The organism is Rhizobium etli 8C-3 (assembly GCF_001908375.1).
In the GTDB taxonomy this organism is placed as follows: domain Bacteria; phylum Pseudomonadota; class Alphaproteobacteria; order Rhizobiales; family Rhizobiaceae; genus Rhizobium; species Rhizobium etli_B.
Genome location: NZ_CP017241.1, coordinates 242,808 through 256,669, shown reverse-complemented (window position 1 = coordinate 256,669; position 13,862 = coordinate 242,808). Strand labels below are relative to the sequence as shown.

The following is a 13,862-nucleotide window of genomic DNA, read 5'->3' as shown; positions in this document are numbered from 1 at the left end:
AGCGGCGGAGAGAAAAAATGCAGATCCGGGCCCTGATGTATTTCGACGAGCTGGTGAGGACAAAGTCCATGCGCCAGGCCGCCGAGAACCTGGGCGTCGCGCCGACTGCCGTCAGCCGCCAGATCGAGAATCTCGAAGAATATTTCGGCGCGGCGCTTGTCGAACGCAGCGCGCGCGGCGTGACGCTGACGGCCGCAGGCGAGCTGCTTGCCGGGCGCGCGGGCAGGACGCTTCGCGAACTCGAGCACGTGCAACAGCTGATCGAAGATCTCAAGGGGCTCGGGCGCGGCAGGGTGACCATCTACGCCAATGGAGCGATCGTCACCAGCCTTCTTGCTCCCGCGCTTTCGCAGTTCAGCCTCAGCTATCCCAATATTCGCTTCGAAGTGACGATCACCAGCGCGCGGCAGGCCATCGAAGCGGTGAACGCAGCACAGGCCGACATGGCCCTGACGCTATTTGCGCCGCCGATATCGGAGGCAAAAGTGGTCACACGATTTGAGATCGCTTACGACTTGATCGTGTCGGCGCGTCATGCAGCGGCGCTCCGCAAGGAAATCAGCCTTCGCGAACTGGCGCGCGATAAGCTCGCTCTGCCCGAGAAGTCGTTTGGTTTCCGCCAGAGCTTTGATGCACTTGTCGAGCGGCAGGGGCTGACGATCGACCCTGTTTTCACGGTAAGTTCGCTGGAAATGCTTAAGGAACTCGTGCTCAGCGATAGCGCGGTGACGCTCCTGCCGGCCCTTGCTGTCCGCCGCGAGATCGAGGCGGGTCAGCTTGCTGCAATTGCGCTTTCCAGCGAAAGCTCCATCCGCACCCATGCCGAACTTTCGATCGCACCGGACCGGCAGCTCTCCTTCGCCGCCGGCAAGCTCATCGGGTTTATCGAGAATTTCATGCGGACGAAACTGAAGAGCCGCTGAGACCGCGGTCGCGAAGGCAGACCGCTTGCATTTCTTCTGTTTTTGGTGTGTAGCTTTTTTCGATACACTGTGAACACATAATGTGCATATCGCTTCACATCGTTTTTAGGATCCGCAGGACCATGATCACCAGCCTGTTGCCGGCACCTTTCACACGCCTTGCCCACGGCATTTTCCTCAGCGCCGCCCTTTCCGTCGCGATGATGGCTTGCGCCGTCATGCCGGCAAAAGCGGGCAAGGCGGCGCTCAATCTCGCCATGAGCGTCGAGCCGACCGGGCTCGATCCGACAATCGCCGCACCGGTCGCGATCGGTCAGGTGACCTGGCAGAATATCTTTGAAGGGCTGGTGTCGATCGACGAGGTCGGCAAGGTCCGACCGCAGCTTGCCAAGAGCTGGGAAATTTCGCCGGACGGGCTGACCTATAGGTTCAAGCTTCAGACCGGCGTCAAGTTCCACGACGGCGAAGCCTTCGATTCCGCGACCGCCAAGTTCGCGTTGGAACGTGCCCGCGGCAAAGATTCGGTCAATCCGCAGAAGCGCTTCTTCGCCTCGATTGCCTCCATCGATACGCCGGATCCCGAAACGCTGGTCCTGCGCCTCTCGCAGCCGACGGGAAGCCTGCTTTACTGGCTTGGCTGGCCGGCATCGGTCATGGTTGGTCCGAAATCTGCCGCGAGCGACAAGACACACCCGGTCGGAACCGGCCCGTTCAAATTCGTCAACTGGGCGAAGGGCGACAAGGTCGAGCTCGCGAAAAACGAAGCCTACTGGAACAGCCAGGTATCCGTGAAGCTCGACAAGGTGACCTTTCGCTTCATAGCAGACCCGCAAGCACAGGCTGCCGCATTGAAGGCAGGCGACGTCGACGCCATTCCGGAATTCGCCGCACCCGAGCTGATGAGCTCCTTCGAAGGCGATCGACGGCTCGTGACGAAGATCGGCAATACCGAACTCAAGGTCGTTGCGGGCATGAACAATTCCAGGAAGCCATTCGACGACAAGCGGGTGCGCCAGGCTCTGATGATGGCGATCGACCGCCAGACCGTCATCGACGGGGCCTGGTCGGGTCTCGGCACGGCGATCGGTAGCCATTATACACCGAACGATCCGGGTTATCAGGACATGACCGGCGTGTTGCCTTACGATCCCGAAAAGGCCAAGGCGCTCCTTGCGCAAGCCGGTTATCCGAATGGCTTCACCTTTACGATCAAATCGCCGCAGATGGCCTATGCGCCCCGCAGCGCCCAGGTCATGCAGGCAATGTTTGCCGAGATCGGCGTGACCATGGATATTGAACCGACGGAATTTCCGGCAAAATGGGTCCAGGATGTGATGAAGGACCGCGCCTACGAAATGACCATCGTGGCGCATGCCGAGCCGATGGATATCGACATCTATTCCCGCGATCCCTACTACTTCAACTACAAGAACCCCGTCTTCAACGATCTGATGAAGAAGGTGCAGGAGACGACCGATCCCGCCTTGCAGAGCAAGATCAACGTGGAGGCGCAGAAAATCCTCGCCGAGGATGTGCCGGCGCTATATCTGTTCGCCATGCCCAAGCTCGGCGTATGGGACAAGAATCTCAAGGGCTTGTGGGAAAACGAGCCGATTCCTTCGAACGTTCTGACGAATGTGGCATGGAAGGAGTGAGGCTGAGTTTGGACTGGACATGCAGAAGGCATGAATAGGTGACGCGCAATTCTCCTTATTCTCATCCCTGTGCCTGTCACAGGGATCCAGAACGCCGAACCCCTTGGGCGCAAATGAACCTTTCGATAGGGTCGTTCGCGCCGCCTGCGCGCCGTGGCTGGTTTTCTTTGCTGACCTTCGGCACAAGCGCGGGGACAGGAAATGTGTCGGCTGCAAGCAAGCTGCGCCTATGATCGCTCTTCTTGGCCGCCGCTTTGCCGGACTGATCCTGACGCTTGCTGCCGTCTCCTTCCTGGTCTTTGCGGTCATGGACCTGCTGCCGGGCGATCCCGCTTCGATCATGCTCGGAACCTCGGCGACGCCCGAGACGCTGGCAGCACTTCGCCATGAACTCGGCCTCGATCAGCCTCTGATCCTTCGCTACGGCCAATGGTTAGCCGGGGTGTTTTCCGGCGATCTCGGCCAGTCTTATACCTATGGCGTGCCGGTTGCAGGACTGATCCTCGAACGGTTGGCGGTGACGCTGCCGCTGGCGCTGCTCGCGATCCTCCTTTCCGTCGTCATCGCCGTGCCGCTCGGTTCCTTTGCGGCGGCTCGGCCGAACGGCATCGCCGATATCATGGCGACGCTCTTTTCACAGCTAAGCATTGCCGTTCCCGCCTTCTGGGTGGCACTGCTGCTGATCATCGTGTTTTCGACAACGCTCGGACTATTGCCTGCAGGTGGCTTCCCCGGCTGGAATGGCGGGCTTTGGCCGGCACTGCAGGCGCTGGTTATGCCCGCCACGGCCTTGGCGCTTCCGCAAGCGGGCGTGCTGACGCGCGTCACCCGCACAGCGGTACTGGAAACGCTGCACGAGGATTTCACGCGGACGGCATTGGCGAAGGGATTGTCCGGGCGCGCCGTCTTATGGCGGCACGCCGTGCCGAATGCACTGGTGCCGATCCTGACGACCCTTGGACTGCAGTTCACGTTCCTGGTAGCGGGCGCGGTTCTGGTCGAAAACGTCTTCAACCTTCCAGGTCTCGGACGGCTTGCGTACCAGGCATTGTCGCAACGCGACATCATCGCCATGCAGGACGTCGTGCTGTTTCTTGCCGCGCTCGTCGTCATCATGAATTTCCTCGTCGAGATGTCCTATCTGGCGATCGATCCGCGACTGCGAAGGAATGTATGACAATGGCGTTCGCATCCGATACTTCCATCAAAAGGCGCCTATTTATCATTAGCCGGCACACAAGGCTTCTCGCAGGATCATCGGTCGTCGGACTGCTTGTTTCGGTTGCACTTCTGTCACTCGTCTGGACGCCGGTGCCGCCAGCAAAGATGCACATCATCTACAAACTGCAGCCGCCTTTCGCTTACGGCGTGCTCGGTACCGACCAATTCGGCCGCGACGTTCTTTCGATGCTGATGGCCGGATGCTGGAATTCGCTGTCGATCGCCATCACCGCGGTAGCCATCGGCGGCGCGATCGGTTCGCTTGCCGGCATTTCGGCAGCAGCGACCCGCGGCATTTTCGAAACACTGCTGATGCGCGTCTGCGACATCATCTTCTCGCTGCCGCCGATCCTCTCGGCGATGATTCTCGGTGCTTTTCTCGGGTCCGGCAGGGCCACGGCGATCATGGCGATTGCCGCCTTCATGATCCCGGTCTTCGCGCGGGTGACACTTGCTGCTGCCCTTCAGGCCTGGAGCCGCGACTATGTGCTGGCGGCGCGCGCGATCGGCAACAGCCGCTTGACGATCTCGGTGCGCCATGTGCTTCCCAACATCATGAACCAGATCATCGTCCATGGCTCAATCCAGCTTGGGCTGGCGATCCTCACTGAGGCCGGATTGAGTTTCCTTGGCCTCGGCGTGGCGCCGCCGGCGCCGACCTGGGGTCGGATGCTCGCCGATTCCCAAACCTATCTTGGGCTGGCGCCATGGCTTGCCATCCTGCCCGGCCTTGCAATCGCGCTCGGCGTTCTCGGCTTCAACATGCTGGGCGATGGACTGCGCGATTTCCTCGACCCGCGGCGATTTTGATCAGACCGGACGGCGGTAGCCGGTCGGCTGTTGGTAGAGCTCGCCGATCCGTTTGACGGCCGCCTCGAAATTCTCGCGGGCAACTGTCATCGTGTAGCCGTTGGCGTGAATGATCGTTTCGGGGTCCTCCATGATTGCGACATGTCCCTTCCAGAAGACCAGGTCGCCGCGGCGAAGTCCTGAGCGATCGATCCTCTCGCCAAGACCTGCTGCCTGCATGTCCGTGTCGCGCGGCGCGCTTCTGCCGGTCATCAGCATGGCCAATTGAACGAGGGCAGAACAATCGATGCCAAGGCCTGAACGACCGCCCCACAGGTAGGGCGCATTCACGAAGCGCGACGCGATCTCGACGTAGTCGTCATCCTTGCCGGCGCTGACCGGCTGGACATGCCTTGCAAAAATGGCGGTGCCATCCTCCAGAACCACGTAGTGGTTTCCGCGCACCTCTTCCTCACCCGCGACCCTGACGCGGCTGCCCATGGAAAGCACGAAACGATAGGGTGTTCGCAATTCGGGTTGCGGATAGAGGAACGTGCGCTGCACGGTGACGATATGTGTCGGCTCCGCCTGGGCGCCTGACAGCATCTCCTCCGGCATGTAGCCGACATAACCGTCCGAAGCGGCCTTTATCCAGCACCAGCCCCCGGCGCGGTCAAAGACCGTTACATCCTCCCCGAGGAGCAGTTCGGTGTCGATGCCGACCGAAATGTCCGGTTGCGGGCGAAGCGGTGCAACGGGAACGGCGATCCGCGCCGGGCTACCGAAAACGAAGCGCAAGGCCTCGACCTTGCCTTCAAGACCCGCTTCGGCAAGATCGGGCCGATAGGCATGCAGGCGGCGGTCGAGCATCGTCATCTCCATTCCACTTAGATCGGCAGGCGGCGCCCCTGGTCACGCACCAGGTCGCCGAGCTTCTCGAGATAGAGCGCGCCGCCGACGGTGCGCTTGATGATCACGTTCCGGCGGTCGCTTTCGTCGCGTGCCCGATCGACAAGGCCCATTTCGCCCATCGTATCCAGCGCCCGGGTGATAACCGGTTTCGTCACGTTCAGAGTCGCGGCAAGCCCACGCACCGTATGGGGCGGCGGCACCAGATAGATATGCAGCAGGATCGCCATCTGGCGCAACGTCAAATCACGTTCGTCATGGTGAACCTGGTTGAGGGTCACGCCGTGCCAGAGCCGCAGGGCCTGCGATGCAGTCAGTTCGATCGGCAAGGCTCCTCCGAAAAATCATTACGCCAGCGTTCTATTTTCCCGGACAGGATGCCGGCAGGCAAGAGGCGCCAGAACCTGCCGCCCCGCAAGGTGAATAAAATTTCAACGATTGCCAGTCAGCCGTGGCGGATATGGTGGTAAAGCGCGCGGATTGCCTGCGCCTCGCCGCCGCCTGGCGAATGAGCCCGCTCGGTCGGCGCCCATCCGTAGATGTCGAAATGCGCCCAGCTCTTGGCGTTGCTGACAAAGCGCTTCAGGAACAGTGCTGCCGTGATCGCACCCCCCATGCCGCCCGCCGGGGCGTTGGTGATGTCGGCGATCTTGGCGCGGATATCCTTGTCATAGCCCATATAGAGCGGCAGCCGCCATAGCGGGTCGTCCGTCTCCAGGCTTGCTTCGGTCAGATCGTGGGCAAGGTTTTCGTCATCCGTGAAGAAGGGCGGAAGATCAGGGCCGAGCGCAACGCGGGCAGCGCCCGTCAGCGTCGCCATGTCGATCAGGAGATCCGGTGATTCCTCGTCGGCATAAGCCAGCGCATCGGCGAGGATCAGGCGGCCTTCCGCATCGGTATTGTCGATCTGGACTGTCAGGCCCTTGCGGCTCTTGTAGATGTCTCCCGGGCGGAAGGCATTTGCCGAGATCGCATTTTCAACGACGGGAATGATGACGCGCAGCTCGACCTTCAGCTTCGCGTCCATGATCATCAGCGCAAGGCCCATCACGTTCGCCGCACCGCCCATGTCCTTCTTCATCAAGAGCATGGAGGAGGCCGGCTTGATGTCGAGGCCGCCGGTATCGAAGCACACGCCCTTGCCGACCAGCGTGACCTTGCGATGGCCCTTCTTGCCCCAGCGCAGTTCCAAAAGCCGTGGCGCGTCGGCGCTGGCGCGGCCGACGGTGTGGACCAGCGGGAAGTTCTCCTTGAGCAGATCATCGCCGATGATGACCGACATTTCCGCCTTATAGTGCTCGGCAAGGCCGCGGAAGGCCGCTTCGAGCTGTTCGGGGCCCATGTCATTGGTCGGCGTGTTGATGAGATCACGGGCAAGGAAGACGCCAGCAAGCTGACGCTTGATGTCCGCGCCGTCGGCATCACGCGGGATCATCAGCGTCGCGGCTGCCTGCTTGTCGGAACGATAGCGGTCGAAACGGTAGCTGCCGAGACCGAAACCGAGCGAGAGGCGGTTTGCCGTCAAAGGTGCGGTTTCGACATGCCAGTCGCCGGCGGGCAGTGAACGGGCAAGCTTGCCGGTGATATAGGGCTGCTCCGATGGATTGGCGCCGAGACCGAAAAGCGCGCCGCCCAGATGACCGGCGGCGGTCGGGATCAGCAGCAGCGAACCGCTTTCTGCCTTGTAACCTGCCTTCTTCGCCCAATCGAGCGCGATCGGATCGATCGTGCCGGTCTCGATATGGGCCGGAGTAACCGCGAAGATCGGCAATGTGGAACCGCCTTTGGTGTTGAAAGGCGTGGGTCTCTCGATGAACTGATAGGGGGCCATATTTATCCTTCGACGATGTCCGGGAATCGTTTTTTTAACCGTCCGTTAGGGTTAACAGACTATTGCTGGAGTGAAGATTGCGTCAAACCTTTCCCTGTTCCGCTTAGAGGTCAGGCGCCAGTTTCTGAATTCAGGAAAGCGCAATGCCTCTCCCGGCCATCCATCCACTCAAGAACCGTATTCTCCCCTGTGTCGCAGCAGCGCTGGTTGTCGCCGCGCTCGCCGGTTGCTCGACGACCAAGGACAAGATGACGACGGGTTCGGTACCGAAGTTGACAAAGCCCGTCGAAACCATGGATTCGAACGAGCTTCACGCAATGACGGAACGGGTCGGACAGGCCTACGAGAAAGATCCCCGCGATCCGGTAAACGGCGTCAACTACGCCAACCTGCTGCGCATGGCCGGGCGGGACGCGCAGGCCCTTGCTGTCATGCAGCAGGTTGCGATTTCCAATCCCAAGGATCGCAATGTCCTTGCTGCCTATGGCAAGGCTCAGGCAGCTGCAGGACAGTTCCAGCAAGCGCTCGACACGATCGGCCGGGCGCAAACCCCCGACCGGCCCGACTGGAAGCTCATTTCTGCCCAGGGCGCGATTCTCGACCAGATGGGCAAGCCCAGCGATGCGCGGGCGCGTTATCGCGATGCACTGGACATCATGCCGAACGAGCCTTCCGTGCTTTCAAACCTCGGCATGTCCTACGTGCTGACAGGCGATCTCAGGACCGCCGAAACCTATCTCAAGCAGGCGGCGGGCCAGCCGGGTACCGACAGCCGTGTCAGGCAGAACCTCGCCCTTGCTGTCGGCCTGCAGGGTCGTTTTCGGGAGGCCGAAGAGATTGCCCGTCGCGAGCTCGCCCCGCAGCAGGCAGACGCCAACGTCGCCTATTTGCGTTCGATGCTTTCCCAGCAGAATTCATGGCAGAAACTGGCGGCGAAGGACAGCGCCCCGCCAAGCAACACCAACTGACCTCCGACTACCGAAGCATCGCGCCGGAGAACATCAGGCGCAATCCCAGCCCGCCCATGACAACCCCGGCTGCGCGGTCGATCCAGTGCTTGGCGGCCAAATAGACCTGGCGCGGACGGCGGGCGGAGAAAGCCAGCGCCACGATCGAGTACCATCCGGCCTCAATCGCGAAGATTCCGATCGGCAGACCGATCATGACACCTGCGGGCACCGTTTTCGGCAGAAAAGCTGCAAATATGCTCGCATAGACGATGATGGTCTTCGGATTGCTGAGCTGCGTCAGCAACGCCATCGAGAAACTGCGTCCGAGCGACGCCCTGCCCTCAACCGCACCCGGGACCTCGAGAGGCGCCTTCGCGCCCTGCCAGATGCGAAACGCGATGTAGACGAGATAGGCACCGCCTGCAAATTTCAGCACCAGGTAGAGCCACGCGAATTGCGTCAGCAAAGCCGTCAGGCCCGCAAGCGCAAGAATGCCGAAGATGACGCCACCGACACCCATCGCCAGCGCCGCCGCTAGGCCATCAAGGCGCGAGCGGGAAATGGCGATGCGGGAAACGACGACAAAACTCGGGCCGGGGCTCATCGCGCCGACCATCAGTGCTACAAAGATACTGGTGAGGATGGCTGCAGAAGACATCATGGCTCCTCCTGGTTTCCAAAGGCCCCAGACGAGCGGCCCGTCGGCACTTGCCTGGTCTTCCATCTCATTTGCCACGGAGAACTACGGCTAGCCGGTTTCCGTCTCGCCTGCAAGCCGCATCAGAACCTGTCGGCGACCTGGATGCCGGCCGGGCCGAGGATGACGGCGACGAGGACGGGAAGGAAGAACAAGATCATCGGAACGGTCAATTTCGGCGGCAAGGCAGCCGCCTTCTTTTCAGCCTCGTTCATGCGCTCGTCTCGTCCTTCCTGTGCAAGAACGCGCAGCGCCTGCGAAATCGGCGTGCCGTAACGGTCGGCCTGGATGAGGGCCTGGGTGACGGACCGCACGAGATCGATCTGCGTGCGCGTGCCCAGATTTTCGAGTGCCTGACGGCGGTCCGGCAGGAAGGAAAGCTCGGCCGTCGTCAGCACCATCTCCTCGGCAAGCGGCGGCGATTGCTCGCCGAGTTCTTCCGATACGCGGCGCATCGCTGCTTCGATCGAGATGCCGGACTCGACGCAAATCAGCATCAGGTCGAGGGCATCGGGCCAGGCACGCTTGATCGAATGCTGACGCTTCGACATGCGGTTCGAGATGAAGATGTTCGGCGCATAGAAGCCGAGATAGCCCATGCCGATCATGGCAAGCAGGCGGATGGGAAGCGGCTTGGCTGCGAGGTTGCCGAGACCGAAAATCCAAAAGGCTGCGAGGGCGAGGAAGACAAAGGGCAGAAGGAAGCGGGCGACGAGGAAGGTGTTCAGGGCGTTTTCCGAGCGGTAGCCGGCTGCACGCAGCTTGTTCATCGTGTTTTCGTCGACGAGCGCCTTGCGCAGGTTGAAGCGCTCGACGATCTGGCGGACAGAGCGATTGTTTTGGTTGCGGAGAGACCCCTTGTTTCCCGCCTCCGTCATGCGGGCACGCTCACGTGCTCGAATCTGATCACGCTCGGTCGAAACGGCCCGCATGCGCTTGTTCAGGTCGCCGCGCTCGAAGAAGGGAATGGCGATCGTGTAGAAGGTCGCAAAGACAGCGACCGCAACCAGAAGCGCGACGAGCATGGCCGGATCGGTCAATCGCGCTGCAAGATCTGCTGACATGACGCGTCCCCCCAGGCTAGATGTCGAAATTGACCATGTTGCGCATGACGAAGATGCCGATCGACATCCACACCGCCGATAGCCCCATGATGAAGTGACCACGCGGATCGGTGAACAGAACCATCATGTATTGCGGCGATGTCAGGTAGACGAGCGTGGCGACGATAAAGGGCAAAGCGCCGATGATGACAGCCGAAGCCTTGGCCTCCATCGACAGCGCCTTCACCTTGGCCTTCATCTTTTTGCGGTCGCGCAGTACCTTCGAGAGGTTGCCGATCGCTTCGGAAAGATTGCCGCCGGCCTGCGACTGAATGGCGATCACGATCGCAAAGAAGCTCACTTCCTGCAGCGGCATGTAGTTGGTCATGCGCCCGCAGGCGTCGGGAACACTGAGGCCGACCTGCTGGGATTCCACGACACGGCGAAATTCGCTCTTGACCGGATCGCGGCCTTCATTTGCGATGAGGCGGATCGCATCGTTCAGCGGCAGGCCCGACTTGATCGAACGCACGATGACGTCGAGCGCGTTCGGAAATTCGTCGAGGAATTTGTTCTGGCGGCGCTTTATCAGGAAGCCGAGGATCCACCGCGGCAGACCGAGGCCGGCAACGATCGGTAGCGCAAGTACGACCAGCATCGGCGCGCCGGCGAGCAGCGCAATCAGCATCAGGAACAGGCCGAAGGCGGCGCTGAACATGTAGAATTTGGCGGGCGTGATCGCAAAGCCCGCCTGGGTCAGCCGCGACTTCAGGGACAGTTTGCGTTTTGTGTTTTCCTGCTGGCGCTTTTCGAGATCCTTGAGATTGTCCTGGACCGACTTGCGGCGCTTCGACATTTCCTGGACACGGTCGCGTGCCGCCTTGACCTTCACCCGGTCGGTCTCGGTTGAAGCAACGCGGCTGACGCGATTGGCAGCCTTCTTCTCGGTTTCCAAACGGCTGAAAAGCAGGCCATAGCAAACCGCGCCCGCAGCGACCGCAACCAGCACGATGATGGCGAGCACTATCGGATCGAGACCGAACATCATATTTCCTTCGACTTTGCTTCCATCTCATCCAGGGCGGCGGCCAGGCGCTTTTCCTCGTTATAGTAGCGCGCGCGATCCCAGAAATGCGGTTTGCCGATACCGGTCGACATATGACGGCCGATCAGCCGGCCGCCAGCGTCCTCGCCTTCAATCTCGTAGCGCATCAGGTCCTGGGTGATGATCACGTCGCCTTCCATGCCGATTACCTCGGTAATGGCTGTGATGCGCCGCGAGCCGTCGCGAAGACGCGCTGCCTGGATGATGACGTCGATCGAGCCGGAGATGATCTCGCGAACGGTCTTTGCCGGGAGACTGTAGCCGCCCATGGCGATCATGGATTCGATACGGCTCAGGCATTCGCGCGGCGAATTCGAGTGGATCGTTCCCATCGAGCCGTCGTGACCGGTATTCATCGCCTGCAGAAGATCGAAAACCTCCGGTCCGCGCACTTCGCCGACGATGATGCGTTCCGGACGCATGCGCAGGCAGTTCTTGACGAGGTCACGCATGGTGATCTCGCCTTCGCCTTCGATGTTGGGCGGACGGGTTTCCAGCCTAACCACATGTGGCTGCTGCAGCTGCAGTTCGGCCGTATCTTCGCAGGTGATGACCCGCTCGTCTCTGTCGATATAGTTCGTCAGGCAGTTCAGCAGCGTCGTCTTGCCCGAACCCGTACCGCCGGAGATCACCACGTTGCAGCGCACCCGGCCAATGATCTGCAGGAGCGTTGCGCCTTCGGGCGTGATCGCGCCGAAGCGGACGAGCTGATCGAGGGTCAGCTTGTCCTTCTTGAATTTACGGATCGTGAGCGCCGGACCGTCGATGGCGAGCGGCGGGGCGATGACGTTGACACGCGAGCCGTCCGGAAGACGGGCGTCGCAGATCGGGCTCGATTCATCGACGCGGCGGCCGACCTGGCTGACGATGCGCTGGCAGATCGACAGAAGCTGGCCGTTGTCGCGGAAGCGAATTTCCGATTCGACCGTCTTGCCGCCGACTTCGATGAATGTCTTGCCGGCCCCGTTGACCATGATGTCGGCGATATCGTCGCGCGCGAGCAGCGGCTCCAGCGGACCATAGCCGAGAACATCGTTGCAGATGTCTTCGAGCAGCTCTTCCTGCTCGGATATCGACATGGCGAAATTCTTGATGGTGATGATGTCGTTGACGATGTCGCGAATTTCCTCGCGAGCGCTTTCGGCATCGAGCTTGGCAAGCTGGGAGAGGTCGATCGTATCGATCAGCGCCGAGAAGACCTGCGCCTTGGTGTCATAATATTCTTCGGTGCGGGCCGGCCGCCGGCGCTGCGGCGCCTGCATCGGCGGCGGTGTCACCTGATGCCGGCCAGGATCCCTTGCCGGCTCGACCAGCACGGCGGGCGCGGAAGCGGGAGCCGCCGCGGCCGGCGGCGGTGGCGGTGCGCTTACGGCGCCGACCTTTCCGAGGCCTTCATTTCCGCGTTTTCCGAACATACCAAAAGATCCAATCTACTCGTTTTCGTCGCTTACTTGGCGCGCTTCAGCAGCCCCATCAGCCCGCCCCGCTTCGCCTTCTTGATCGCCACACGGCCGGTGACGATGTGTGCCAACTGAGAGAAGGTTTCGGCGGTCGGCGATTTCGGGTCCATCTCGGAGATCATGCGACCGCTATTGGCGGCATTGCCGAACAGAGCGACGTCGAAGGGAATGATCGCGATCGGCTCGATCTCGAGCGGTTCGCAGAAATCGGACGGGGCGATTTCCGGCCGTTTCGGCATGCCCACCTGGTTGAGGATCAGATGCGGCATCTTGTCGTTCGGGCGCAGCTTGCGCAGGGCATCGAGCATGTTCTTTGCATTGCGCAGGTTCGCAAGATCGGGAACGGCGCAGATAACGACCTCATCCACTGCAGCCAGGACCGAACGCGTCCATTCCGACCAGGCGTGCGGGACATCCAGCACCGTTACCGGCGCGCTGCGCTGCAGCACTTCAAGAACCGGCTGAAATGCCTGGCCATCGAAATCATAGGCGCGGTCGAGGAGCGAGGGTGCTGCAAGCAGCGACAGGTGTTCAGAACATTTCGTCAGCAGTCGGTCGAGAAAAACCTCGTCCAGCCGATCGGGAGCAAAGACCGCCTCTGCGATCCCCTGCGTCGGATCCTGGTCGAAATCGATATTTGCCGTGCCGTAAGGCAGATCGAGATCGGCAAGGATCGTCTCGGTCGAGAACAGATTGGAGATGCCGAAGGCGCAGTTGTGGGCGATCGTCGAGGCTCCGGTGCCTCCCTTGGATCCGATGAAGGCAATGCTGCGGCCAAGCGGCTCGGCATCTGGGTCGACGAAGATCGACGCCAGGGCCATCATGATGTCCGGCATCGCGATCGGCTGAACCATGTATTCGGAAATGCCGTTGCGGATCAGCTCCCGGTAAAGTGCAATATCGTTGTAGTAACCGACGATAACGACCTTGGTGCTTGGATCGCAGACGGCCGCAAGCGGCGCAAGCTCCAGGAGAAGGCTTGCCGCATTGGCCTTTGTTTCGAGGATGATCAGATTTGGGGTCGGAGCGCTGGCGAACATGTTCGCAGCAGCCGCAATTCCGCCGCTGGTGATCCGCAGGCTGACCTTGGCCATCCGCCGATCGTTGCCGCAGCGCTCCATCACCCGCTGAAGCGCCTCGCTTTCGCAGAAGGCATGCACGGAAATCCGCGGCAGCGGCCGCATGTTTTCCAGCTCGCCCATGCGAACGGCGTCTTCGGCATGCTGCAGCTCCGTCGTGTTCTTGATCTCGTATTCGATCGGGCTCATCGTCTGGATCC

General features: G+C 61.0%; 13 protein-coding genes. 5 read left to right on the top strand and 8 right to left on the bottom strand.

Annotated elements, in window-relative coordinates; all coding sequences use genetic code 11:
• Positions 1 to 17 precede the first annotated feature (17 nt).
• The 4 genes from AM571_RS01255 to AM571_RS01240 all read left to right on the top strand — a co-directional run bounded on the left by AM571_RS01255 (position 18) and on the right by AM571_RS01240 (position 4,609).
• Positions 18 to 923 carry a LysR family transcriptional regulator gene (locus AM571_RS01255; protein ID WP_074059835.1) on the top strand — a complete coding sequence of 302 codons (906 nt, stop codon included), beginning with the start codon at positions 18 to 20 and terminating at the stop codon, positions 921 to 923.
• Between the two features lie 122 nt (positions 924 to 1,045).
• On the top strand, positions 1,046 to 2,578 hold the full coding sequence (locus AM571_RS01250) for an ABC transporter substrate-binding protein (RefSeq protein ID WP_074063007.1): 1,533 nt from the start codon (positions 1,046 to 1,048) through the stop codon (positions 2,576 to 2,578).
• 229 nt (positions 2,579 to 2,807) lie between these two features.
• Entirely contained in the window at positions 2,808 to 3,755 is a 948-nt protein-coding gene (locus tag AM571_RS01245) for an ABC transporter permease (RefSeq protein WP_074059834.1), read from the top strand.
• A complete protein-coding gene (locus tag AM571_RS01240) occupies positions 3,752 to 4,609 on the top strand; it encodes an ABC transporter permease (protein ID WP_237358519.1) in 858 nt (285 codons plus the stop codon). Before AM571_RS01245 ends, AM571_RS01240 begins: the two co-directional genes overlap by 4 nt.
• Here AM571_RS01240 and AM571_RS01235 read toward each other — a convergent pair whose 3' ends face one another.
• The 3 genes from AM571_RS01235 to AM571_RS01225 all read right to left on the bottom strand — a co-directional run bounded on the left by AM571_RS01235 (position 4,610) and on the right by AM571_RS01225 (position 7,328).
• Entirely contained in the window at positions 4,610 to 5,464 is an 855-nt protein-coding gene (locus tag AM571_RS01235; RefSeq protein WP_074059832.1) for an NlpC/P60 family protein, read from the bottom strand.
• An 11-nt stretch (positions 5,465 to 5,475) separates the two neighbouring features.
• A complete protein-coding gene (locus tag AM571_RS01230; RefSeq protein ID WP_028739383.1) occupies positions 5,476 to 5,826 on the bottom strand; it encodes a MarR family winged helix-turn-helix transcriptional regulator in 351 nt (116 codons plus the stop codon).
• A gap of 116 nt (positions 5,827 to 5,942) precedes the next feature.
• A complete protein-coding gene (locus tag AM571_RS01225) occupies positions 5,943 to 7,328 on the bottom strand; it encodes a leucyl aminopeptidase family protein (RefSeq protein WP_074059831.1) in 1,386 nt (461 codons plus the stop codon).
• Positions 7,329 to 7,471: 143 nt separating this feature from the next.
• Between AM571_RS01225 and AM571_RS01220 the strand changes: the two genes are divergently transcribed.
• Positions 7,472 to 8,296 (top strand): tetratricopeptide repeat protein, encoded by an 825-nt coding sequence (locus AM571_RS01220; RefSeq protein ID WP_074059830.1) that lies wholly within the window; start codon positions 7,472 to 7,474, stop codon positions 8,294 to 8,296.
• 7 nt (positions 8,297 to 8,303) lie between these two features.
• On the opposite strand, the gene AM571_RS01215 is transcribed toward AM571_RS01220, so the two are convergent.
• The 5 genes from AM571_RS01215 to AM571_RS01195 all read right to left on the bottom strand — a co-directional run bounded on the left by AM571_RS01215 (position 8,304) and on the right by AM571_RS01195 (position 13,851).
• Positions 8,304 to 8,936 carry a LysE family translocator gene (locus tag AM571_RS01215; RefSeq protein WP_074063006.1) on the bottom strand — a complete coding sequence of 211 codons (633 nt, stop codon included), beginning with the start codon at positions 8,934 to 8,936 and terminating at the stop codon, positions 8,304 to 8,306.
• A 122-nt stretch (positions 8,937 to 9,058) separates the two neighbouring features.
• The gene (locus AM571_RS01210) at positions 9,059 to 10,039 is read right to left on the bottom strand and encodes a type II secretion system F family protein (protein WP_074059829.1); all 981 of its coding nucleotides are present in this window, start codon (positions 10,037 to 10,039) and stop codon (positions 9,059 to 9,061) included.
• Between the two features lie 16 nt (positions 10,040 to 10,055).
• Positions 10,056 to 11,063 (bottom strand): type II secretion system F family protein, encoded by a 1,008-nt coding sequence (locus AM571_RS01205; RefSeq protein WP_074059828.1) that lies wholly within the window; start codon positions 11,061 to 11,063, stop codon positions 10,056 to 10,058.
• A complete protein-coding gene (locus AM571_RS01200; protein WP_074059827.1) occupies positions 11,063 to 12,538 on the bottom strand; it encodes a CpaF family protein in 1,476 nt (491 codons plus the stop codon). The genes AM571_RS01205 and AM571_RS01200 overlap by 1 nt, the downstream gene beginning before the upstream one ends.
• A 32-nt stretch (positions 12,539 to 12,570) precedes the next feature.
• Positions 12,571 to 13,851, bottom strand: a complete 1,281-nt coding sequence (locus AM571_RS01195; RefSeq protein ID WP_074059826.1) for an AAA family ATPase — start codon at positions 13,849 to 13,851, stop codon at positions 12,571 to 12,573.
• Positions 13,852 to 13,862 lie beyond the last annotated feature (11 nt).

Excerpts from the sequence above, each read along its gene's own strand:
- AM571_RS01255 (WP_074059835.1), top strand. The coding sequence starts at position 18 with ATGCAGATCCGGGCCCTGATGTATTTCGACGAGCTGGTGAGGACAAAG.
- AM571_RS01250 (WP_074063007.1), top strand. The coding sequence starts at position 1,046 with ATGATCACCAGCCTGTTGCCGGCACCTTTCACACGCCTTGCCCACGGC.
- AM571_RS01245 (WP_074059834.1), top strand. The coding sequence starts at position 2,808 with ATGATCGCTCTTCTTGGCCGCCGCTTTGCCGGACTGATCCTGACGCTT.
- AM571_RS01240 (WP_237358519.1), top strand. The coding sequence starts at position 3,752 with ATGACAATGGCGTTCGCATCCGATACTTCCATCAAAAGGCGCCTATTT.
- AM571_RS01235 (WP_074059832.1), bottom strand. The coding sequence starts at position 5,464 with ATGACGATGCTCGACCGCCGCCTGCATGCCTATCGGCCCGATCTTGCC.
- AM571_RS01225 (WP_074059831.1), bottom strand. The coding sequence starts at position 7,328 with ATGGCCCCCTATCAGTTCATCGAGAGACCCACGCCTTTCAACACCAAA.
- AM571_RS01220 (WP_074059830.1), top strand. The coding sequence starts at position 7,472 with ATGCCTCTCCCGGCCATCCATCCACTCAAGAACCGTATTCTCCCCTGT.
- AM571_RS01215 (WP_074063006.1), bottom strand. The coding sequence starts at position 8,936 with ATGTCTTCTGCAGCCATCCTCACCAGTATCTTTGTAGCACTGATGGTC.
- AM571_RS01210 (WP_074059829.1), bottom strand. The coding sequence starts at position 10,039 with ATGTCAGCAGATCTTGCAGCGCGATTGACCGATCCGGCCATGCTCGTC.
- AM571_RS01205 (WP_074059828.1), bottom strand. The coding sequence starts at position 11,063 with ATGTTCGGTCTCGATCCGATAGTGCTCGCCATCATCGTGCTGGTTGCG.
- AM571_RS01200 (WP_074059827.1), bottom strand. The coding sequence starts at position 12,538 with ATGTTCGGAAAACGCGGAAATGAAGGCCTCGGAAAGGTCGGCGCCGTA.
- AM571_RS01195 (WP_074059826.1), bottom strand. The coding sequence starts at position 13,851 with ATGAGCCCGATCGAATACGAGATCAAGAACACGACGGAGCTGCAGCAT.